At 63.0% G+C, this 20,961-nt stretch carries 16 protein-coding genes and 1 pseudogene; 7 read left to right on the top strand and 10 right to left on the bottom strand.

Annotation, left to right across the window (positions count from 1 at the left end):
- Positions 1-262: 262 nt before the first annotated feature.
- The 3 genes from OIU19_RS09320 (at position 263) to OIU19_RS09310 (ending at position 3,731) form a co-directional block, all read left to right on the top strand.
- Complete coding sequence (locus OIU19_RS09320; protein ID WP_264234775.1) at positions 263-487, top strand: hypothetical protein; 225 nt, start codon at positions 263-265, stop codon at positions 485-487.
- 205 nt (positions 488-692) lie between these two features.
- Positions 693-2,021: an OprD family porin gene (locus OIU19_RS09315; protein ID WP_264234774.1), complete on the top strand. Its 1,329-nt coding sequence runs from the start codon at positions 693-695 to the stop codon at positions 2,019-2,021.
- Between the two features lie 207 nt (positions 2,022-2,228).
- Positions 2,229-3,731: a sensor domain-containing diguanylate cyclase gene (locus tag OIU19_RS09310; RefSeq protein WP_264234773.1), complete on the top strand. Its 1,503-nt coding sequence runs from the start codon at positions 2,229-2,231 to the stop codon at positions 3,729-3,731.
- On the opposite strand, the gene OIU19_RS09305 is transcribed toward OIU19_RS09310, so the two are convergent.
- On the bottom strand, positions 3,728-4,204 hold the full coding sequence (locus OIU19_RS09305) for a PA2169 family four-helix-bundle protein (RefSeq protein ID WP_264234772.1): 477 nt from the start codon (positions 4,202-4,204) through the stop codon (positions 3,728-3,730). The genes OIU19_RS09310 and OIU19_RS09305 overlap by 4 nt on opposite strands.
- 200 nt (positions 4,205-4,404) lie before the next feature.
- Between OIU19_RS09305 and OIU19_RS09300 the strand changes: the two genes are divergently transcribed.
- The gene (locus OIU19_RS09300; RefSeq protein WP_264234771.1) at positions 4,405-4,626 is read left to right on the top strand and encodes a DUF3820 family protein; all 222 of its coding nucleotides are present in this window, start codon (positions 4,405-4,407) and stop codon (positions 4,624-4,626) included.
- 116 nt (positions 4,627-4,742) lie between these two features.
- Here OIU19_RS09300 and OIU19_RS09295 read toward each other — a convergent pair whose 3' ends face one another.
- The 3 genes from OIU19_RS09295 to ptsP are packed head-to-tail and all read right to left on the bottom strand — an operon-like array spanning position 4,743 to position 10,281.
- Complete coding sequence (locus tag OIU19_RS09295; protein ID WP_264234770.1) at positions 4,743-6,485, bottom strand: PTS fructose-like transporter subunit IIB; 1,743 nt, start codon at positions 6,483-6,485, stop codon at positions 4,743-4,745.
- Positions 6,482-7,429, bottom strand: a complete 948-nt coding sequence (gene pfkB, locus OIU19_RS09290) for a 1-phosphofructokinase (protein ID WP_264234769.1) — start codon at positions 7,427-7,429, stop codon at positions 6,482-6,484. The genes OIU19_RS09295 and pfkB overlap by 4 nt, the downstream gene beginning before the upstream one ends.
- Complete coding sequence (gene ptsP, locus OIU19_RS09285) at positions 7,429-10,281, bottom strand: phosphoenolpyruvate--protein phosphotransferase (RefSeq protein ID WP_264234768.1); 2,853 nt, start codon at positions 10,279-10,281, stop codon at positions 7,429-7,431. Before ptsP ends, pfkB begins: the two co-directional genes overlap by 1 nt.
- A gap of 284 nt (positions 10,282-10,565) precedes the next feature.
- Between ptsP and cra the strand changes: the two genes are divergently transcribed.
- Both cra and OIU19_RS09275 read left to right on the top strand, forming a co-directional pair.
- On the top strand, positions 10,566-11,561 hold the full coding sequence (gene cra, locus OIU19_RS09280) for a catabolite repressor/activator (protein WP_264234767.1): 996 nt from the start codon (positions 10,566-10,568) through the stop codon (positions 11,559-11,561).
- Positions 11,562-11,563: 2 nt separating this feature from the next.
- Entirely contained in the window at positions 11,564-12,340 is a 777-nt protein-coding gene (locus OIU19_RS09275) for a TatD family hydrolase (protein WP_264234766.1), read from the top strand.
- A gap of 54 nt (positions 12,341-12,394) precedes the next feature.
- On the opposite strand, the gene OIU19_RS09270 is transcribed toward OIU19_RS09275, so the two are convergent.
- The 5 genes and pseudogenes from OIU19_RS09270 to OIU19_RS09250 all read right to left on the bottom strand — a co-directional run bounded on the left by OIU19_RS09270 (position 12,395) and on the right by OIU19_RS09250 (position 18,231).
- Entirely contained in the window at positions 12,395-13,099 is a 705-nt protein-coding gene (locus OIU19_RS09270) for a methyl-accepting chemotaxis protein (RefSeq protein ID WP_372353302.1), read from the bottom strand.
- A 150-nt stretch (positions 13,100-13,249) separates the two neighbouring features.
- Positions 13,250-13,456: pseudogene (locus OIU19_RS09265) on the bottom strand (HAMP domain-containing protein); the annotation flags it as partial.
- 1,122 nt (positions 13,457-14,578) lie between these two features.
- A complete protein-coding gene (gene ampE, locus OIU19_RS09260) occupies positions 14,579-15,409 on the bottom strand; it encodes a regulatory signaling modulator protein AmpE (RefSeq protein ID WP_264234764.1) in 831 nt (276 codons plus the stop codon).
- Positions 15,406-15,972, bottom strand: coding sequence for a 1,6-anhydro-N-acetylmuramyl-L-alanine amidase AmpD (gene ampD / locus OIU19_RS09255; RefSeq protein WP_264234763.1), 567 nt, complete (start codon positions 15,970-15,972; stop codon positions 15,406-15,408). Before ampD ends, ampE begins: the two co-directional genes overlap by 4 nt.
- Positions 15,973-16,065: 93 nt before the next feature.
- Positions 16,066-18,231, bottom strand: a complete 2,166-nt coding sequence (locus OIU19_RS09250; protein WP_264234762.1) for a DUF1631 domain-containing protein — start codon at positions 18,229-18,231, stop codon at positions 16,066-16,068.
- A 224-nt stretch (positions 18,232-18,455) separates the two neighbouring features.
- Here OIU19_RS09250 and nadC point away from each other — a divergent pair, with 224 nt between their 5' ends.
- Entirely contained in the window at positions 18,456-19,304 is an 849-nt protein-coding gene (gene nadC, locus OIU19_RS09245) for a carboxylating nicotinate-nucleotide diphosphorylase (RefSeq protein ID WP_264234761.1), read from the top strand.
- 573 nt (positions 19,305-19,877) lie between these two features.
- On the opposite strand, the gene trxB is transcribed toward nadC, so the two are convergent.
- Entirely contained in the window at positions 19,878-20,840 is a 963-nt protein-coding gene (gene trxB / locus OIU19_RS09240) for a thioredoxin-disulfide reductase (RefSeq protein WP_033701267.1), read from the bottom strand.
- Between the last annotated feature and the right edge of the window lie 121 nt (positions 20,841-20,961).

Genomic DNA, 20,961 nt, shown 5'->3' with positions numbered 1-20,961 from the left:
AGCTAGTAACAACTGGCAGAAATAATAGGTTGTGCAATCCTCCAGGAATCCACCCTATACCTGAGCGCTAGTCATGACTGGCTACCGTGGGTCTGCGAGATCTCTATCACGGGGCTTTGCTGAACAAGACAACACATCCGCCGACGATCCTTACCTTTTGCGCAACAGTTCTTATCGGTATGCGCTCTTATTCTCTGGTGATTCAGGGGGTTAAATTACCCCTGTCTCCACTACTACTTGCCCCGCAAGAAGGTTGCTCCAAATGTCCAACAGTATGGGTGTTGCCAGCGTATTCGTTCTGTCTTCCCTGTTGTTGTCGCCCCTGGCCATGGCTGAAGAATCGCCGGCCTTCGTCGCCCGAAACGCAGAACTTGCCGCCGTTCATCAAGAAGCTCGCCAGAGCTACGCCGCGCAACAGCAAGACGCTGCGAAAGACGCTCAGCAGACCGCTTCCAAAGTCGTCAACGACGACAATGCCGATAGCTGATCAATCCTGCCACAACGCTCCTTTTTCCCTGGGCTAGTGCATGGCCGCCCAGCGCGCCAATATGTTAGCCTCTTAAAGCCGCTGCCAATCAGCGGCTTTTTTTATGTGTCGAATAATTCAGCCTGACTGTTACGTATATCAATAAGAAGACTTGCAATTGCGACAATAAAAACTGCCCACCGTCAGACCAAAGGAGCTCTTACCGGTGACTTCCGCGTTCCGTTTTACCCCGCTGTTCATTGCATTCACCGCAACGATGCCACTCATGGCACAGGCCGACGAACAAGCCAAGGCTGAAGGCTTTATCGAAGGCTCGTCGCTGAACCTGCACTTTCGCAACGCCTACTTCAATCGCAATAACCTCAATACCGGCGTGCGTGACAACCGCGAATGGGGCCAGGGCTTCGTCGCCCGCTTCGAGTCCGGTTACACCCCCGGCACTGTAGGCTTCGGCCTCGATGCCCACGCCATGCTGGGCTTGAAACTCGATGGCGGTGGCGGCCATGCTGGCACCAGCATTCTCCCGTCGCACTTCAAGAACGAAGACGAACTGGGCGCCGCGCCGCACTCGTTTTCCACCGCAGGGGCGGCGGTCAAGCTCAAGGCATTCGACACCGAGCTCAAGGCCGGTGACCTGTTCCTCACCAACCCAGTAATTGCCGGCGGTGAGACGCGCATGCTGCCGCAGACCTTCCGCGGCGTCAGCCTGACCAACACCAGTGTCGACGGCCTGCTGCTCGAAGGCGGCCAGGTGAGCTTCACCAAGCCGTACAACCAGAGCGGCCATCGGCGTATCGACACCTACTACGGTGCTCTGCAAGACAACCGCGACAGCGATCACCTGAGCTGGGCGGGTGCATCGTGGAGCGGCAGCGAGAACATCACCACCAACCTGTATGCCGCCGAGCTGAAGGACATCTGGAACCAGTACTACGTCGACTTCGACTACACCTACGTGGTCAATGACCTGGTCAGCCTCAACCCCGGTGTGCACTTCTATCACACCCAGGACACCGGCCAGGCGCTGCTGGGCGACATCGACAACAACACCTTCAGCCTGCACTTCACGGTCAATGCCGGTTACCACAGCATCACGGCCGCCTATCAGCGGGTCAATGGCGACACGCCGTTCGACTACATCAACCTGGGCGACAGCGTGTACCTGGACAACTCGCGGATGTACTCGGACTTCAATGCGCCGAACGAGCGTTCGTGGAAGCTGCAGTACGACTATGACTTCGCCGGTATTGGCATTGCTGGCCTGAGCTCGTCGCTGTCGTATTCGCGCGGTGAGGCCGACCTGACCAAGGCTGACCAGAACCGCACCTACTACGACTACTACAACCCGGCCGGCAAGCACGCCACCCACTGGGAACGTGACCTGGACGTGAAGTATGTGTTCCAGGAAGGCAACCTGAAGGACCTCTCGGTGCTGCTGCGCTATGCCAGCCATCGGGCCAACCAGGCCTATGCGTCCGAGCAGGACAATGACGAGATTCGGCTGATCGTCGATTATCCGTTGAACGTATTCTGATCCTGTAATCGCGCGGCAAGCCCGCTCTCACGCCAGCCATTCAGGGGGGCGCGTGGGCGTGGGCTTTCCCGCGACGAAGAGAAGTTGCCCCTCATTCCGTCGGACAGCCAGATAAAATCTTGTCCGACAATATCCACTTGCCTAAACTACCGCCGCCGCTTAATGGCCCTACCCTCAAGGACGTGAGGGGCTTATGCAGTTGCGAGTATGACGTTACCCACCCGATCACCGCGCGCCGCCCTGTACAAGACCCACCCCGAACTGATCCTCAATCTGGGCAGTTGCCTCGCCGTGCTCGCCATTGTGGCCATCGTCAGCTATCTGCTGGCGCGCGAGCGAGACAGCGTCGAGCAATCGGCGATTCGCGCATCGAGCAACATCGTCCAGCTGATCGAGAGCGATATCCTGCGCAATGTCGAGCTCTACGATCAGTCGCTACAAGGGCTGATCTGGGCAGTCGGGCGCAAGGAACTGCCACAAGTCCCCGGCCAACTACGTCAACGCCTGCTGTTCAATGAAGCCTTCGTCGATCGTCGCCGCGGCGATGTACTGTGGCTCGACGCCCAAGGCAATGTGGTCGGTGACTCCACCAGCATGCTGCCACGCAAGGCCAATTTCGCCGATACCGGGGTGTTCAAGGCGCATTTGAACGACGCCAATTTGGGCCTGCTGGTCGGCCCGCCTTTCAAGGCGAAGCTGGGCGACCTGGACTGGTGTATCAGCTTCAGTCGCCGGATCAATGGCCCGCAGGGTGAATTTCTCGGACTGGCTGCAGGCGCGTTGCGCCTGTCCTACTTCAACGAGCTGTTCCAACGTCTGGACATTGGCAAGGACAGCAGCATCAACCTGTTCAACACCCAGGGGCAGTTATTGGCTCGCCAGCCATCCCGGCCGCAAGATCCTATGATCGGCGCCGATTACAGCAAGCGGGCCAACTTCCAACGTATTCTCAATGAGCGCAGCGGTAGCTTCAGCGCCAGGTCAGCCTTGTCTGACAAGCAACGCATGTACACCTTCGCCAGGGTTGCCGACCTGCCACTGATCGTGCTGGTCGCGCACGCCTCCGATGAAGTCTTCGAATCGTGGCGGCGCACGGCAATCGTGGTCAGCGTGGCCACCGGCGTGCTGTGCATAGGCATTCTCTGGCTGACCCTGCTGCTGGGCCGCGAGCTCCGTCGCCGGCATGATGCCGAGCGAAGCCTGGCCACCCTGGCCGCGACCGACAGCCTCACCGGCTTGGCCAACCGCCGCCGTCTGGATCAGGTGTTGCGTCTGGAATGGGCACGGGCGCAGCGTAACCGCCGGCCACTGGCGATCCTGATGGTCGATATCGATCACTTCAAGGCGTTCAACCAGCGTCACGGCCATGCCGGTGGCGATCATGCCTTGCGCGAAGTGGCCAAGACCATCGAACACGCTATCCGCCGCCCGGCAGACCTGGCAGCGCGCTATGGGGGAGAGGAATTTCAGGTGGTGCTGCCGGAGACCGAGCTGGCCGGCGCACTGATGCTGGCCGAGCGGATTCGCGCCGACGTTCAAGCGCTGCCGCTATTTGGCGAGGATAGCCTGCCAATAACCGTCAGTATCGGCATCGGCCTGTACATCCCCGGCACCCAGCAAGACCTGGCAAGGCTGCTGGGTGCGGCGGACGAAGCCCTGTACCGAGCCAAGGCCGGTGGCCGTAACCGGGTAGCAGGGCCGCTCGATTAAGAGCGAGCGCGCGCGGCGTTACGCAGTGCCTTTACCTGGTCGTGGTTACGCTGCACACCCTGCAGCTGTTTCTCCACCAGGCTATAGGTGGGATCGCTGACGCTGCGGCCATGCTTGACCAGCTTCTCACGGGCTTCCTTGTAGGCTTTGAGCGCATGGTCTTCGCCGCGCTCCACCTCATTGAGCACCGCTTCCTCATCCTTACCGGTCACCAGCGACTTGAGGTTGACCCAGCCACGGTGCAGATCACCGCTGATGCTGGCCGAGGTTTCCGGATCGCCACCCAGGCGACGCACTTCGCTCTGCAGTTCGGCGGCAGCGCTGGCGCACTCACTGGCGCGCTGGACGAAGAATGACTTCAGCTCGGGGTTCTTGACGTCTTCAGCGGAGGTCTTGAAGCCCTTCTCGCCATCCTTGCTGTATTCGATCAGGTCGTTAAGAACGTCGATCACGTCTTTGTTTGGATTGCTCATGACTCAAACTCCTTGGCAGATGGAAGTCCCTAGATACAGAGCAGCCTTCGTGCCAAGCCTAAATTTTTAAATAAATCTAATAAAATCAGTACCTTATAAAGTAGATAGGAAGGCATGCAATCGGCTTTCTGCATGATCGGCGCTTGGGCGCTCGTGCAGATTGCAGTATGGTCGGCGCTTTGTTATCGACGGGCGTGACGATGAAACCTGAATCGCTGCAACTGCTGGTCACCCGGACCATGCCCTTTGGCAAGTACCAGGGCCGACTGCTCGCCGACCTGCCCGGCGACTACCTGGGCTGGTTTGCGCGCAAGGGTTTTCCGCCAGGGGAATTGGGCTCGCTATTGGCGCTGATGCATGAGATCGATCATAACGGCCTGGGTGAGTTGCTGGTGCCGTTGCGGCGCAAGCAAGGACGCTAACCTGCGCCTGTACTGACGCCATCGCGGGGCAAGCCCGCTCCCACGAGTCACCGCCAGCCGCAAGAGCAGCGCGGTATCTGTGGGAGCGGGCTTGCCCCGCGATGGCGCCAGCACATTCAGCCCTTGACCGGCGCCACAGCCAATTCAACCTGCTCACTGCGCTTGATCAGCGCATACACCACCGCAGTCAGTACGCTGCCAGCGACAATCGCCAGCAGGTACAACAGCGCGTGGTTGATCGCATTGGGGATCAACAACACAAACAGCCCACCATGCGGGGCCATCAGCTTGCAGCCGAAATACATCGACAACGCCCCGGTCAGCGCACCGCCGGCAATACTTGCCGGAATCACCCGCAGCGGGTCTTTGGCGGCAAACGGAATCGCCCCTTCGGAAATGAAGCACAGCCCCAGCGCCAACGCCGCCTTGCCCGCCTCGCGCTCACTCTGGGCGAACTTGCTGCGGGCGATCAAGCTGGCCAGGCCCAAGCCAATCGGCGGCACCATGCCAGCGGCCATGGTCGCCGCCATCGGCGCGTAGCTGTGGGTCGACAGCAAGCCGACCGAGAAGGCATACGCGGCCTTGTTGATCGGCCCGCCCAAGTCCACGCACATCATCCCGCCGAGCAGTAGCCCGAGCAAAATCGCGTTGGTCGTACCCATGGTGTCGAGGAACTGGGTCAGGGCAGCGAGCATGGCGGCCACCGGCTGGCCGACCACGTAGATCATCACCAGGCCTGTGAACAGGCTGGCCAACAGCGGGATGATCAAGATCGGCTTGAGCGCATCCAGGCTGCTGGGCAGGCGTACCCAACGGCTGATCGCCTTGGCGCTGTAGCCGGCCAGGAAACCGGCGACGATGCCGCCGATGAAGCCAGCGCCGAGCAGGGTCGCGAGCATGCCGCCGATCATCCCGGGGGCCAGGCCTGGGCGGTCAGCGATAGACCAGGCGATATAGCCGGCCAGCAGCGGCACCATCAATTTGAAGGCCGCTTCGCCACCGATCTGCATCAGTGCTGCGGGCAGGGTGCCGGGCACTTCGTGGGCGTTGATCCCCCACACGTAAGACAGCGCGATCAACAAACCGCCCGCCACCACCATCGGCAACATGAATGACACACCGGTCAGCAGGTGCTTGTAGACGCCGGCCTTCTCGGTTTTTTTCGACGCCTCGCTGGCAGCATCGGCGGTACTCTCGACCTTGCCTTCGAGCAAGGCCTTGTCGAGCGTCGCTTGCGCCTGCTTGAGGGCAATCCCTGTGCCGCAGCGATAGATCCGCTTGCCAGCAAAGCGGGCCGTCGGCACTTCGATATCTGCGGCCAGCAACACTACGTCTGCCTCGGCAATCGCCGCTGCTGGCAGTGGATTGCGCGCACCAACCGAGCCCTGGGTTTCTACAGTGATCTGGTAGCCCAGTTGCTGTGCGGCCTTATGCAACGCCTCGGCAGCCATGAAGGTATGCGCGACCCCGGTCGGACAGGCGGTAACCGCGACGATACGCGGCACGCCAATGGACGCTGACGCCGCGACTGGCACGGGCGATGTCTGCGCCTGTACTTGAGCCTGGGCCGCAGCCTCATCAAGAAAACTTTCTCGGTCAGCCAGGGCCTGGGCGGGTGTGCTCTGGTACAGACGTTTGCCGACAAAACGCGACAAGTCGACCGGCCCCGTGCTGATCACCAGCACCCAGTCGGCCTCGGCAATCTGCGCCGCGCTCAGGCTGCGCTCAGGGTGCTCGTCATCTTGGACCTCGACGCTAGTGCTCCAACCCCGACGCTGGGCAGCAGCCGCCAGCAGGCGTGCGCTGAGCACGCTGGACACCTGGCCGTTTGGGCAGGCGGTGACAATGGCGATGTTCATCGGCAACCCTCTTGTTGTTCTGTCAGTTGCACGGCGGCTTCAAGGCGCGCCAATTGCTCGCGATCAGCAATACCGAAGCCGACCTGGGTCACCGCCTGGGCGGCGATGGCGGTGGCGCGGCGCAGGGTCAGGGCGGGGGCCTCTGCCTGCAGTAAACCATGCACCATGCCAGCTACCAGCGAGTCACCCGCGCCAACCGTACTGGCCACGCGCACCTTGGGCGGTTGGGCGTGCAGGGCCAGGCCATGGCTGAACCAGCTCACGCCCTGCTCGCCCTGGGATACCACTACATACTCGATACCACTGGCCAGCAGCCGCTCGGCGGCGGCCCGCTGTTCGGCTTGGGTGTGCACGGCAACGCCGAGCACTTCGCCCAGCTCTTCGGTGTTGGGCTTGACCAGCCAAGGGCCGGCCTGAAGGCCAACACGCAGGGCTTCGCCGCTGGTGTCCAGGGCCACTTTCAAACCTTGCGCTTTAAGCAGCACCAGCAACTCGTGCAGCCACTGCGGGTCGATGCCGCGCGGCAGGCTGCCGGCTACCACCACTGCATCATGGCCGGCCGCGACCTGTTCCAGCCGCCGCAACAGGGCCGTGCGCGACGCCTCGTCGACCTGCGGCCCCTGGCCATTGATATCGGTCACCCGACCATCGGCCTCGACCAGTTTGATGTTGCTGCGCGTCTCGCCCGCTACCCGCACGAAGCAGTCGGCAAAACCACGCCAGTCGATCAGCGCTTCGAACGGCTGCAGGTTGTCCCGTCCGAGAAAGCCGCCGACGGTAACCGTGTGGCCCAGGTCAGCCAGTACCTGGGCCACGTTCAGGCCCTTGCCGGCGGCGTGGCTGTGCTGGGCCTGGCTGCGATTGACATGCCCTGGGCACAGGCTGTCGAGACTGACGGTGATATCCAGCGCGGGGTTGAGGGTCAGGGTGAGGATCTTGGCCATCAGTAACGCTCCACCAGCGCCCGCACGGCGGCGGCGCTGTCTTGTTGCAGGGCCTCGCACGCCAAGGCGCGGGCCGTCTGGTAATCGGCCTGGCGCACCAGTGCCTTGACTTCGGCGACGCTGCGACTGGCCACGCTCAGCTCATCGACCTCTAGGCCGAGCAACAGCGCCACCGCCTGCGGGTCAGCGGCCAACTCGCCACACACGCCCACCCACTTGCCCTCGGCATGGGCAGCGCGCACGGTCATGTCGATCAACCGCAGCACCGCCGGGTGCAGGCCATCGGCCTGGGCCGAGAGGCTTGGATGACCGCGGTCGATGGCCAAGGTGTACTGGGTCAGGTCGTTGGTGCCGATGCTGAAGAAATCCACCTCGCGCGCCAGCTGGGGCGCCAACAATGCCGCCGACGGCACCTCGACCATGATCCCCAGTTGCAGGTCTCTGACCGGGATCTCCTCCAGCAAGCGCTCGACCATCGCCTTGGCCTCGCGCCATTCATGGATCTGCCCAACCATCGGGAACATGATCCGCAGCGGCCGACCCTCGGCCGAGCGCAGCAGCGCGCGCAGCTGGTCTTCCATCACCTGCGGCCGCTGCAGGGTCAAACGTACCCCGCGCACACCGAGGAAGGGGTTCTCCTCGGCCGCGATCGGCCAGTACGGCAGGGGTTTGTCGCCGCCCACATCGAGGGTACGCACCACCAAGGGGCGCCCACCCAGGCCATCGAGCACGCGTCGGTACTCAGCCTCCTGGGTCGCGACATCGGGTGCCTGGGAGTGCGCCATGAAGATCAATTCGGTGCGCAGCAGGCCGATACCTTCGGCGCCCTGTTCGACCACTTTGTCGATGCCGGTGCTTTCACCGATGTTGGCAAACACTTCGATGGCATGGCCATCATGGGTGATCGCCGGTTCATGGCGATTGGCCCAGGCAGCCTGCAGACGTTGCTCGCGCAGATCGCGTTCGGCCAAGGCGCGTTGTAGCTCAGCGGCGGGCGGCGCGACAGTGACCCGGCCACGCTGGCCATCGAGCAGCAGTGGCGTACCGGCTTCGAGCAAGAGAATCGCCGCACCAGCACCAACCACCGCCGGGATACCCAACGCCCGCGCAACGATGGCGCTGTGGGCGGTAGCGCCACCGTGGGCGGTGACGATCCCTGCGACCCGGGCCGGGTCAAGGCGGGCAACGTCGGACGGGCCGACCTCGGCCATGACCAATACGTAGGGCTGCTCAGGCTCTGCGGTTTGTTGCACGCCACACAATTGCGCCAGCACCCGTCGGCCAATGTCGCGCAGATCGGCCGCGCGCTCGGCGAGCAAAGCATCGTGCAAGGCCTCCTGCTGCCGTGCAGCGGCCTCGATCACCGCCATCCAGGCTGCTGCCGCGCTTTCGCCCTGGGCCAGCCGCTGATCGACGTCATCGCTCAAGGCGGGGTCAGCGAGCATTTCCTGATGGGTAACGAAGATCTCGCCGATGGCCTTGTCGCTTCGCTGCACCAGGGTGTGCAAATCCGCGTTGACCGCCTCCAGCGCCTGGCGCAGTTTGCTGCGCTCCTGCGCCGGCGACTCACCGCGCAACGGGTAGTCGATTTCGCGCTCGACGCAGACATGAGCCGGGCCGCAGGCGATCCCAGGTGCCGCTGCCACACCCTGAACCAGGCTGCCCGGCTGCGGCGCGACCAGGGCTCGTTGGTTTACCGCAGCGGCTGGCTGGGCAATTTCCGGCAACGGCTCGACCTCTTCGCCCAAGCCTTGCTCGATGGCCCCCAGCAGTGCCGGCAAGGCATCAGCGGCAATGCTCGGCTCGGCGATCAGTTCCAGCGTCTGCCCGCGCCGCGCACCCAGGCCGAGCAACTTGCTCAGGCTCTTGACCGATACCGCTGGCTGGGGGTTGTCGAGCAGGCGGATGCGTACTTCACCGTCAAAACCCTTGGCCATCTGCGCCAGCACCTTGGCCGGGCGCGCGTGCAAACCATGCGGGTTGGCCAGCACGATGCGGGCGCTGGGCCAGTCCACTGGCGCCTCGCCGCCGAGCACTTCAAGCACCGCTCTGCTGCTGGTGGCCTGGTACAGCGTTTGCCCGCGGCCTTCGATCAACACCTCGCACAACCGCTCAAGCAATGCCTGATGGGCCGCGCCAAGGCTGGCCAGGCAGAACAGACCATTGAGCGGTTGCTCGCGATAGCGCAGTGGCTGCTGCGGGGTAATGAAGGCCAGGCCGGGCTGACGCACCTGACGCTCGCTGTGCAACCACCACAGACCTTCGCCCAACGGCAGCGGCTCGGCCTGCTGCAGCACGGCGGCAAAGCCGCTATCGACGCAACCGGCGCGTTGCAACAGGCGTGCGCCGCGCCAGGCCAGCTCATCGAAATCTTCGGCGGGCAGGTTCAGCCCGACCAGTTGCGCATCCAGCGCCAGCTCCTGCGGCGCACCCTGCAACAACTTGAGCAGGGCTTCGGCGGAGCTGGCCCGGCGCAACGCTTCGGCGAGGTCGGTTTCGCCCAGTGCGCGGGTCAGCAACTGAAGCAGGCGCAGGTGTTCATCGGAACGCGCGGCGATGGCAATGGCCAGGTAGACCATCTGCCCATCGCCCCAGTCGACGCCCTCGGGAAACTGCATCAGGCGCACACCCGTGGCGAACACCTGGTCGCGGGTCTGCGGCGTGCCATGGGGGATGGCGATGCCCTGGCCGAGGAAGGTCGAGCCTTGCGCCTCGCGCGCCTGCAAGCCCTCAAGGTATCCCTCGGCGACCAAGCCATCCTCGACCAGACAACGGGCCAGCAGGCGCAGCGCCTCGCCCTTGTCGGCAGCCGACTGGCCCATGGCTATCTGCTCTTTGGCGAGCTCGAGCATGACCTTCTCCTTTTGCAGCCCCGCAATGGGTACTGAGGTATTGTTGTGAGATTCACGTTATCAACCGGTTCACGGGTCAGGCGCAGGCGGTAACCACGGCAGTCAAATTGCCTGCTGAAACGATTAATCTGACCATGTGGCCACGTTACTCGATAATCTGCCGACTAAAAAGCCCCATCCTGTCGGACAATTGCGACAATGGTCGTCTGCGCGCGAGCCTGGCCATGGGGGAAACTATCCGGTCAAGCTCCACAGCCAGTCCCGGTAATAACAAGGAAAATTCGGTGAAACTCAGCGATATCGCCCGTCTGGCCGGTGTGTCAGTGACCACCGCCAGCTACGTCATCAATGGCAAGGCCGAACAGCAGCGCATCAGCAACAGCACGGTCGAGCGTGTGCGTGCGGTGGTCGAGGCCCATGGCTTCACGCCCAACCCCCAGGCCGCTGGCCTGCGCAGCCGGCACACACGCACCCTGGGCTTCATTCTCCCGGATCTGGAGAACCCCAGCTACGCCCGCATCGCCAAACAGCTCGAACAAGGCGCGCGCGCCCGTGGCTATCAACTGTTGATTGCCAGCAGCGATGACCAACCCGACAGCGAGCGGCAGTTGCAGCAGCTGTTCCGCGCCCGGCGTTGTGATGCGCTGTTCGTCGCCAGCTGCCTGCCGCCGGAAGATGACAGCTATCGCGAACTGCAAGACAAAGGCCTGCCCGTGATCGCCATCGACCGGCGCCTGGACCCAGCGCATTTCTGCTCGGTGATCAGCGACGACCGTGATGCCAGCCAGCAGTTGGCGCACAGCCTGCTGGCCACCCGCCCACGCAGCATCGCCCTGATCGGTGCTCGCCCTGAACTGTCGGTCAGCCAGGCGCGCGCGGGCGGCTTCGACCAGGCGCTGGAGCAGTTCGATGGCGACGTGCGGCGCTACCAGGGCGAGGCGTTCAGCCGTGACTGTGGCCAGCGCCTGATGCAGCAGCTGATCAGTGACCTGGGCGGTCTGCCGGATGCCCTGGTAACCACCTCGTACGTGCTCCTGCAAGGGGTGTTCGACACCTTGCAAGCGCGCCCGGCCGACTCGCGTCAGCTGCAGTTGGGCACCTTTGGCGACAACCAGTTGCTGGACTTCCTGCCGCTGCCGGTCAACGCCATGGCCCAGCAACATGGCCTGATCGCCGCCACGGCCCTGGAACTGGCCCTGGCCGCGATCGAAGAAAAACGCTACGAACCCGGCGTACACGCGGTGGCGCGTACCTTCAAGCAACGTATCCAACCGGCCTGAACATGCGCCTGATCGACACCCACACCCACCTGGACTTCGCCGACTTCGACGACGACCGCCAGCAACTGCTGGACAGTGCCCAGGCCCGAGGGGTCGAGCGCATGGTGGTGCTGGGGGTGTATCAGGACAATCTGCAACGCGTTTGGGATCTGGCCTGTGCCGATTCCCGCGTGGTTGCCGCGCTCGGCCTGCATCCGGTGTACCTGGAGCAGCATCGGCCAGAGCACCTGAAGCAACTGCGCGATTGGCTCGAACGCCTGCGCGGTGATCCGCGGTTGTGCGCTGTTGGCGAGTTCGGCCTGGATTACTACCTGCCTGAACTGGACCAGGCGCGCCAGCAAGCGCTGTTCGAGGCCCAGCTGCAAATGGCCTGCGACTTCGCACTGCCCTCGCTGCTGCATGTGCGCCGCAGCCACGCGCAGGTGATCGCTACCCTCAAACGTTACAAGCCAGCGCGGGCCGGGATCATCCATGCGTTTGCGGGTAGCTATGAAGAGGCGCGCGAGTACATCAAGCTTGGCTTCAAGCTGGGGCTTGGCGGCGCCGCTACCTGGCCGCAGGCATTGCGCCTGCGTAAAACAGTGGCGCGCTTGCCGCTGGAGAGCGTGGTACTGGAAACCGATTCGCCGGATATGGCGCCCGCGATGTTTGCCGGGCAGCGCAACAGCCCGGAGCATCTGCCCCAGATTGCCCAAGTGCTGGCGGGGCTGATGGGGGTTGAGCCTGAGCGCTTGGCTGAGGTCAGTAGCCGCAATGCCTGCGAGTTGTTTGGTTGGTAGTACTGGCCTCCTCGCGGGGCAGGCCCACGTTGCAGCGGCGAGGAGGCCTGCCGGTCAAACCCTGAAGGCGCCGATCAAGCGCTTGAGTTCGGTCACCTGCCCGGACAACGCCCGGCTGGCATCCTCGGTCTGACAAGCGCCTTGCGTGGTGTCCTGGGCTGCGCGGTTGATCGCCACGATGTTCTGGTCGATGTCATGCGCCACGGCAGTCTGCTGCTCGACCGCCGCCGCGATTTGCTGGTTCTGCTCGACGATCCCGCCCACCGCGGCGAGGATATTGCCCAATGCCTGCTGCACTTGGCGGGCTTCGTCGACCGTGCCGGCGGCCATCTGATGGCTGCTGCCCATGGCCTTGACCGCCGCACCGACACCCTCCTGCAAGCGCTGGATCATCTGGGCGATTTCTTCGGTTGAGTCTTGGGTGCGCTTGGCCAAGGTGCGCACTTCATCGGCCACCACCGCAAAACCCCTGCCCTGCTCACCCGCCCGCGCCGCCTCGATTGCAGCGTTGAGCGCCAGCAGGTTGGTCTGCTCGGCAATGCTGCGAATCACAGCCAGCACGCCGCCAATCGCCTGGCTGTCGCCGGCCAGCTGATTGACCGTCACCACGCTTTGGTCGATCTCCCCGGCCAGACGGGCGATGCTGTCTTGTTGGTGCTCGACCAGGCCACGGCCGGTGGCGCTTTCACGGTTGACCTTTTGTGCTCCCTCGGCAGCCAACGCCGCGCTGCGGGCGACTTCCAGGGCGGTGGCGCTCATTTGATTCATGGCCGTGGCAACCTGCTCGATCTGCTCGCGCTGGCCACTCACCGCCTGGTTGCTGCGCACCGACACCGCCAGTACCTGCCCGGCCTGCGCCTCGACTGTAGTGACGGTATGGCCGACCTGGCCAATCAGCTCGCGAATCCTGCGCACGGTCTCATTGAAGGCACTGCCCAGCTCGCCCAGCTCATCGCGGCTGCGCGCCTGGTAGCTCACGGTCATGTCGCCGGCGGCGACTTTATCCATGGCCGCGCCCAACCCGCGCAGGGTCTGACGGGTGGATACGTAAAAGCCGCTGTAGAGGTAGATGATCAATGCGAACACCGTGGCCAGGGCGGCGATCAGGGCGATCATGCGCAGGCGGTGTTCGGCCAGGCGCTCTTGCAATTGCACCCGTAGCTGGGCCAGCACCGCATCATTGAGGCGATAGGTCTGGCCCATCAGCTCGCTGACCTGCTGATAGAACGCCGGCCACGGCGCATCCAGGGTTTCGGCCACCACCACCTGGTCTTCGAACAGCGTCGCCGCCTGCTTGACGGTCGCCTGACTCGCCTGGGCAGTTGCACTGAGCATGGCCTTGGCCTGGGAATCACTGGCCAGGGCATCGTCCAGGCGGATGGCATAGTCAGCGCCCAGCCGCTCCAGGCGTTGCAGCAAGTCTTCAAAACGCGCACTGCCTGCCGAGTCGATGAACCCTCGACCTAACGCAACGGCGCCCATCGCCCGCCCCTCACCCAGGGTTTGCGTGACCTGGGCCGTCGCGGTGCCAAGCACTTCGGTCAACTGGCGCACCGAGGCCTGGCTGTCCTGGCTCAGGCCCGCCTGGGCAGCCAGCAACTTGGCCAGGACCTGGGCTTGGCCCAACAGCTTGTCGAACAACGCCACCTTGTTCTGCAACGAAGATTCATCGCGCGCACGGGTAAACGCCTCACTCAACTCCGCACGCTTGTCTTCCAACAGCGGATCACTGGACTGCAAGGCCTGCAACTGGGCCGCGAGCTTGTCCTCCAGTGCGTTAATGCGTTGCTCGACATCGCCGGCCTGCCCCGACTGGCCAAGCACAGCGTTGATTTGCAGAAGGTTGCCAAGGGTTTCCAGATCGGCTCGCAGCACCAGGCTACCGGCCAGCGGGCCCAGGCCTTGCAGTTCTACGTGGGTGGCGTGGTATTGGCGGTAGGCGTCGCGCACCAGATAGAAACTGGTGACCAGCATGGGCAGGAAGAACAGGACGCTGATCAGGCTGAACTTCAGGCCGAAGCTCAGCCGATTCATGAGTGCGATGGCCGGATAGAGCAAGCGCTGCACAGGTCACCTCCTTGGATTATTGTTGTTCTGCGGTGTGGCACGTGGCCATTAATAGCGCAGATCCAATCCAAGGTTTGTAACTTATGGTTAAGCGCCAGCTAAGCTGTTGGCCTTACCTTCGCCATCGCGGGGCACGCCCGCTGCCACGCTAGCGAGCATCACCGGGCCTGATCAGACCAAGACCGTCCACAGGGCAAAACCCGCATACCACAGCACCGCCGAGCGCAGCAGCAGCTCCCACAGGCTATCCAGGCGCGCCAGCCCACGCTGACTGTCTTCTTGCTCTGGAATGTCATCCGCCACCCGGCCAACCCGAGCGATCAGGTGGCCGGCGCTGATCCGCCAGTTGAGCAATTCATGCAGCATCACCCGCATTACCGCCACGAAGTTACCCACCAGGGCGAAGCTCAAAGCCAAGACCCGCACTGGCAACCAGTCCATGACGTGGCGCAGCTGTTCGGCCTTGGCCTTGAGCGCTGCTTGACCGCTATGTTCGGCGCAGAGCACCAGCAACCGGTAGGCCAGCGCCGCGCCTGGGCCGAGCAGGAAGTACCAGAAGATCACGGCGAAGAAGCTCTGGTAGGCCTGCCACAGCAGATAGCCCTGAACCCGGATCAGCAGGCTTTGCGGATCATCCGCCGCCAGCCCCAGGTCGCGTTCGGCTACATGCAACGCGGCCTGGTCATCGCCACGCCGCCAGGCGTCGCGAAACGGCCCGAGCGCGGCCTTGGCATCGCCGCGGCCGAGGCTGTAGATCAGCACCAACAGGTGTACCGGCAGCGCCAGCAGGCCATAGGCCACCGGCTCTAGCACATACAACAGCAACACCAGCAACGCTACCGGCGCCAACACCAGGATCGCCAGGCTCCACCAAGGGTGCACTTTGCCGCTGCGCTCCAGGCGCGCCAGCTCAGCGAGGAAGAAACCATCACGCTGCAATCGCTGGCGCAGGGCAGAGAACTTCTCGACCCACAGCACCAGCACCAACACCAGAAAACTCATGAATTTACCTCGTTGTCCTGCAGATCGGCGCGATAGCGGTGCCAGTCAAAGGCTGGGCCGGGGTCGGTTTTGCGCCCCGGGGCGATATCGTCGTGGCCACGGATACGGGCTGGCCCGATGACCGGCCAGGCCCCGCGAATCGCCTGGGTGAGCTGGGCCAGGGTGGCGTACTGGGCATCGGTGTAAGGCAACTCGTCGGTCCCTTCCAGTTCGATGCCGATCGAGAAATCGTTACACCCTTCACGGCCCTCGAAGCGCGATACCCCGGCATGCCAGGCACGGTCGAGCAGCGACACGAACTGAGTCACCGCGCCATCGCGCTCGACGAACAGATGCGCCGATACCGTGAGATGGCAGATGTCTTGAAAGTAGGGGTGCTCGGCAGGGTCTAGCTGGTTCTGGAAAAATTGCTGGACCTTGCCGGTGCCGAAACAGGCAGGCGGCAGGCTGATGTTGTGGATAACCAGCAGGGAGATCGCCTCGCCCTCAGGGCGGCTATTGAAGTTGGGCGAGGGGCAGTGGGTAACGCCGGAAAACCAGCCTGTCGCACGGTCCAATTGCATTGGGCAGATCCTGTAGATCACCAGGGATAGAGCACCCAGTATGCCCCCTGACAATCGCGCTTGCATGTAAATGATTGTGCTGCGGCCACACCTTCAGCGCGCCTGCTGGCTGCGCAGATGGCTGAGCACCGCGTCCAGCGCGCGCTCGAACAGCAGGCCATCATCGATCAAGCGCACCTCGCCCCGGCGCAGCGCCTGGGCCAGGCTGCTGCTGTTCCATTCGCGCACTTTCATGCCGGTGCGATTGGCAAATACCAGGCGATCACTGCTGGCGATCCTGGCGACCAGCTTGCAGCGCAGTGGCTCATCGTCATCGAGCACTTCGACCCAGCTGCCAACGCGAAGACGCTCAACCAGTTGGTGCTCTGCGTCTGGCTGCTCAGGTTGCAGCACCCCAGCACAGGCCGACTCGTCGGCAATCGCCAAGACAATTTCATCCGCCACGAGTACATGATCGGGTGCCGCTGCTTGAGCCTCCTGCGATCCGCTACAGGCGTGCAGGTGCAATTGTTCCAGTTGCAGGAAAAACTCCCGCGCCGCCGCTGAGTCCAGGGCCACGCTGGCCAAGCCCTCGCGCAGCGCCTTGAGCAGCCCCGGCACCTGCTGGAGCAATCGCTGGCAGGCCTGCTCGCCGTGGTGCGGGGCAATGCTGGCGAGCAAGTCATCCATGGTCTGCAGCCCGTCGTACCAAGCGCTACCCGCTTCGCCCTGCTTGAGCCAGGCCAACAGCAAAACCTGGCTCCAGGACTGCACCAGCATCTGCACCACCACCTTCGGCAGCACGCGGCCGTGCAGGCGCAAATTCAGTGCCTGCTGCACCTGCTGACGGGCCTGCAAGGTACGGGCACGGCCTTCTTCAGCATCGCGGGTGCGTTGCTCGAGCAGTTCGTTACGGCGCCGCTCATCCTGATTGAACGCGAGGAAATCCTCGAGCAGCTCGGCAAACAGCTGTGGATCCTCGTTGAAGTCGTTGAGCAGGCGCTGGACGATCCGTTCGACCCGCAACTGCAAACTGTCTCGTGGACCTTGGTGGTCAGCTTCCCAACCAATCGCGGCGGCGGCGATTTCATTGAGCAGGCGCCGGGCCGGGTGATTGGCGCGGCTGAACAGGCCTTTGTCGAGCAACGCCACCTTGAGCAGCGGTATGTGCAGGCGGCCAATCAGGGCGCGTAAATTGGCCGGCAGATTGGCATCGGCCTGGATGAAGTCGAACAGCAGACCGACCAGATTGATCAAGTCTTCATCGGCGCTGGAGATGCGCCGACGGCTGCCGCTGCGTACGCTGACTCGCAGCAGCAACTGCTCAAGCTGCTGGCCCAGATGGAAATCATCCGGCTCACCGGGGGCCGGCACGTAATTTTGCAGGTGCGACAGCAGGCGCAACAGGTCGGCGGTACTGATTGGCTGGGCGGCAGCCAGGCTTTGCAAGCGCGGTGCGACGCGGCCTCGCACTGGCGCTAAGAGCGCTTGCAGCGAGGCGAAGTAGGCTTGGCCTGCGCTATCGGCATCAGTTTCGGCGCCAGCTGCCAGACAATCTGGGACACGTCGGTCAGCCAGGCGTCGGTCTTCTGCGCGGCGGCGCGGCGCAGCCTTGAGCTCCGGCAAGATACCGCCAGCGGCGAGCAACTGATTGGCCTCGCCATACAACAGGTCAAGGTCGCGCAGCACGTAGCGCTCGAACAGTTTGAGCAAGATCAGTTTGACCTTGGGGCCTACTCCCAGGCTGCGCCCGGCGTCGAGAAAGTACCCACACAAGGCTTCAGGCCCCAACGGATTACGCGGCTCATCCAGTGCCTGATCAAGTAACGCCTGAAAGCGCAGGCCCAGCTGACCGAGGGCAAAGCCCTCGCGCGACAACACCCGGTCGAGCATGGTCTGAATAGCCGCAGCGCGCTCCAGCTGCAGCGTATTGCGCATGAAGTCGCTAACGCCAAGATAGGGCAAGGGGTCGGGTTGGCCCATCTGGGCAAATGCTTGATAGAAGCTGTCGAGGAATGCGCGTTCGATGCTCTTGCGCTTGAGGCGTAGATCGCGCATGGCTTCGAAATAAAGGTTCTGATCGCAACGTTCGACGGCCTTGTCGGCCATTTCGAACAGCGTATCGTCAGCATTGTCGAACAACGCCTGCAGGCCCTGGCGCAGGTGCAGCGCGGCCTTGTCGCGCACCTGGAGTAACAGGATCGGAAGACAGGGCAAGGGCGCACGCACGCCTTTGTCGATGGCCGCCGCCAGGGGCACCACCTTGCCTTCTTTATGCATCCCGTACTCCTTGCAGGAAAATCGTCAAAGTCATGACGCCAAATACTGGGCGCTATTATCGACAAAAAATCTTACAGCTACCAGCGCGCTCTCGCCTCAGCTCGGTAAATGACCGCGATTTGCCCAGATTGCTCAGCCGCCCTGACCAAAGGTCAGACTGCGGACGGCTGTACACACCAGCCCCCTGCCCTATAATCGCCGGCATCTAGCTTGTGGAGCCGACCATGCCGAACCTACGCCTTGCCGACCTGACTGCCGAAATCGAAGCCAACGTGCGTCGCGCACTGCTCGAAGACATCGGCAGTGGCGACATTACCGCCCAGCTGATCCCAGCGGAGCGCCTGGCCAAGGCGACCATCATCACCCGCGAGGACTGCACGATCGCCGGCACCGCGTGGGTCGATGCGGTGTTCCGTCAGCTCGATCCGCGGGTGGCGGTGCATTGGCAGGTAGCCGATGGCGAGCAGGCCAAGGCCAATCAGCCCTTGTTCCACCTCGAAGGCCCGGCGCGCTCGCTGCTCAGCGGTGAACGTTCGGCGTTGAATTTTTTGCAGATGCTTTCGGGTGTGGCGACACGGGCGCGTTTCTTGGCGGGCTTGGTCGAGGGTACTAAGGTGCGCCTGCTCGATACCCGCAAGACCCTGCCTGGCCTGCGTCTGGCCCAGAAGTACGCGGTGACCTGCGGCGGTTGCGATAACCACCGCATCGGCTTGTACGACGCCTTCCTGATCAAGGAAAACCATATCGCCGCCAGTGGTGGGGTGGCCGAGGCCGTGGCGGCGGCGCAGCGCATCGCCCCAGGCAAGCCGGTGGAGATCGAGGTGGAAAGCCTGGATGAACTGCGTCAGGCGCTGGCGGCCGGTGCCGACATCGTCATGCTCGATGAGCTGAGCCTGGATGAAATGCGTGAAGCCGTACGCATCAATGCCGGCAAGGCCAAGCTGGAGGCCAGCGGCGGGGTCAACGAGAACACCCTGCGGGTGATTGCCGAGACGGGTGTGGACTACATCTCGATTGGCGCGATGACCAAAGATGTAAAGGCGGTGGACCTGTCGATGCGCCTTAGCCTGTGAAATACATCGCGGGGCAAGCCCGCTCCCACGCGTATACATGACCACGCGGGAGATTTCTATGGTTATGGGCAAGCCAAACTCATAGACCTGTCGATGCGCCCAAGCCTGTGAAATACATCGCGGGGCAAGCCCGCTCCCACGCGTATACATGACCATGTGGGAGATTTCTATGGTTATGGGCAAGCCAAACTCATAGACCTGTCGATGCGCCCAAGCCTGTGAAATACATCGCGGGGCAAGCCCGCTCCCACGCGCAAACATGACCACGTGGAAGATTTCTATGGTTATGGGCAAGCCAAACTCATAGACCTGTCGATGCGCCCAAGCCTGTGAAATACATCGCGGGGCAAGCCCGCTCCCACGCGCAAACATGACCACGTGGGAGATTTCTATGGTTATGGGCAAGCCAAACTCATAGACCTGTCGATGCGCCCAAGCCTGTGAAATACATCGCGGGGCAAGCCCGCTCCCACGCGTATACATGACCACGTGGGAGCGGGCTTGCCCCGCGATAGCGCCAGGCCGACCGCCAATTGCTTTGGCTGACCAGCCCAGCGTTATGCATCAGATGCCTCAGAACGAAGCGTTAGCCAGCCCGTCCAGGTAACGCTCGACATCCAGTGCCGCCATGCAGCCAGCGCCGGCCGAAGTAATCGCCTGGCGATAAACGTGGTCAGCCACGTCGCCCGCGGCGAACACACCTTCAACGTTGGTCGCGGTAGCGTTACCTTCACGGCCGCCATTGACCACCAGGTAGCCGTCCTTGAGGGTCAGCTGGCCTTCGAACAGCGAAGTGTTCGGGGTGTGGCCGATAGCGATGAACACGCCGTCAACCTTGATCTCGTCGCTGCTGCCGTCGTTGTTCTTCAGACGCGCACCGGTAACGCCCATGTTGTCGCCCAGTACTTCGTCCAGGGTGGCGTTGAGCTTGAGCTCAATCTTGCCTTCGGCTACACGGGCGTTGAGCTTGTCGACCAGGATCTTCTCGGCGCGGAAGGTTTCGCGGCGGTGCACCAGAGTGACCTTGCTGGCGATGTTGGCCAGGTACAGGGCTTCTTCGACAGCGGTGTTACCACCACCCACCACAGCGACCGGCTTGTTGCGATAGAAGAAGCCATCGCAGGTAGCGCAGGCAGAAACGCCCTTACCCATGAAGGTCTCTTCCGACGGCAGGCCCAGGTAGCGAGCGCTGGCACCGGTGGCGACGATCAGTGCGTCACAGGTGTAGGTGCCGCTGTCGCCTTGCAGGGTGAACGGCTTGTTGGCGAGGTCTACGGCGTTGATGTGATCGAACACGATCTCGGTCTCGAAACGCTCGGCGTGCTCCTGCATGCGCTGCATCAGGGCTGGGCCGGTCAGGCCATGGGGGTCGCCCGGCCAGTTGTCGACTTCAGTGGTGGTGGTCAGCTGACCGCCAGCCTGCATGCCAGTGATCAGCAGCGGCTTGAGGTTGGCGCGTGCGGCATACACCGCGGCGCTGTAACCGGCAGGGCCGGAACCGAGGATGATCACGCGCGAATGACGTACTTCAGACATGTCGAACTCCTGTCGAGCGGGCCGCACGGGGTCGGCATCGATGTACCGGCGGCGGCAGCTGGAATAAAAAGGACCCACGCAGCACTTGGGGAAGGCTACAACGCGCAGGTCCGAAAACCGA

Origin of the sequence: Pseudomonas sp. BT-42-2, assembly GCF_025847435.2 — a bacterium.
Taxonomy (GTDB): Bacteria; Pseudomonadota; Gammaproteobacteria; order Pseudomonadales; family Pseudomonadaceae; genus Aquipseudomonas; species Aquipseudomonas urmiensis.
Note: the sequence above shows the minus strand (reverse complement) of the source record. Positions and strands in the feature narration are given on the sequence as shown.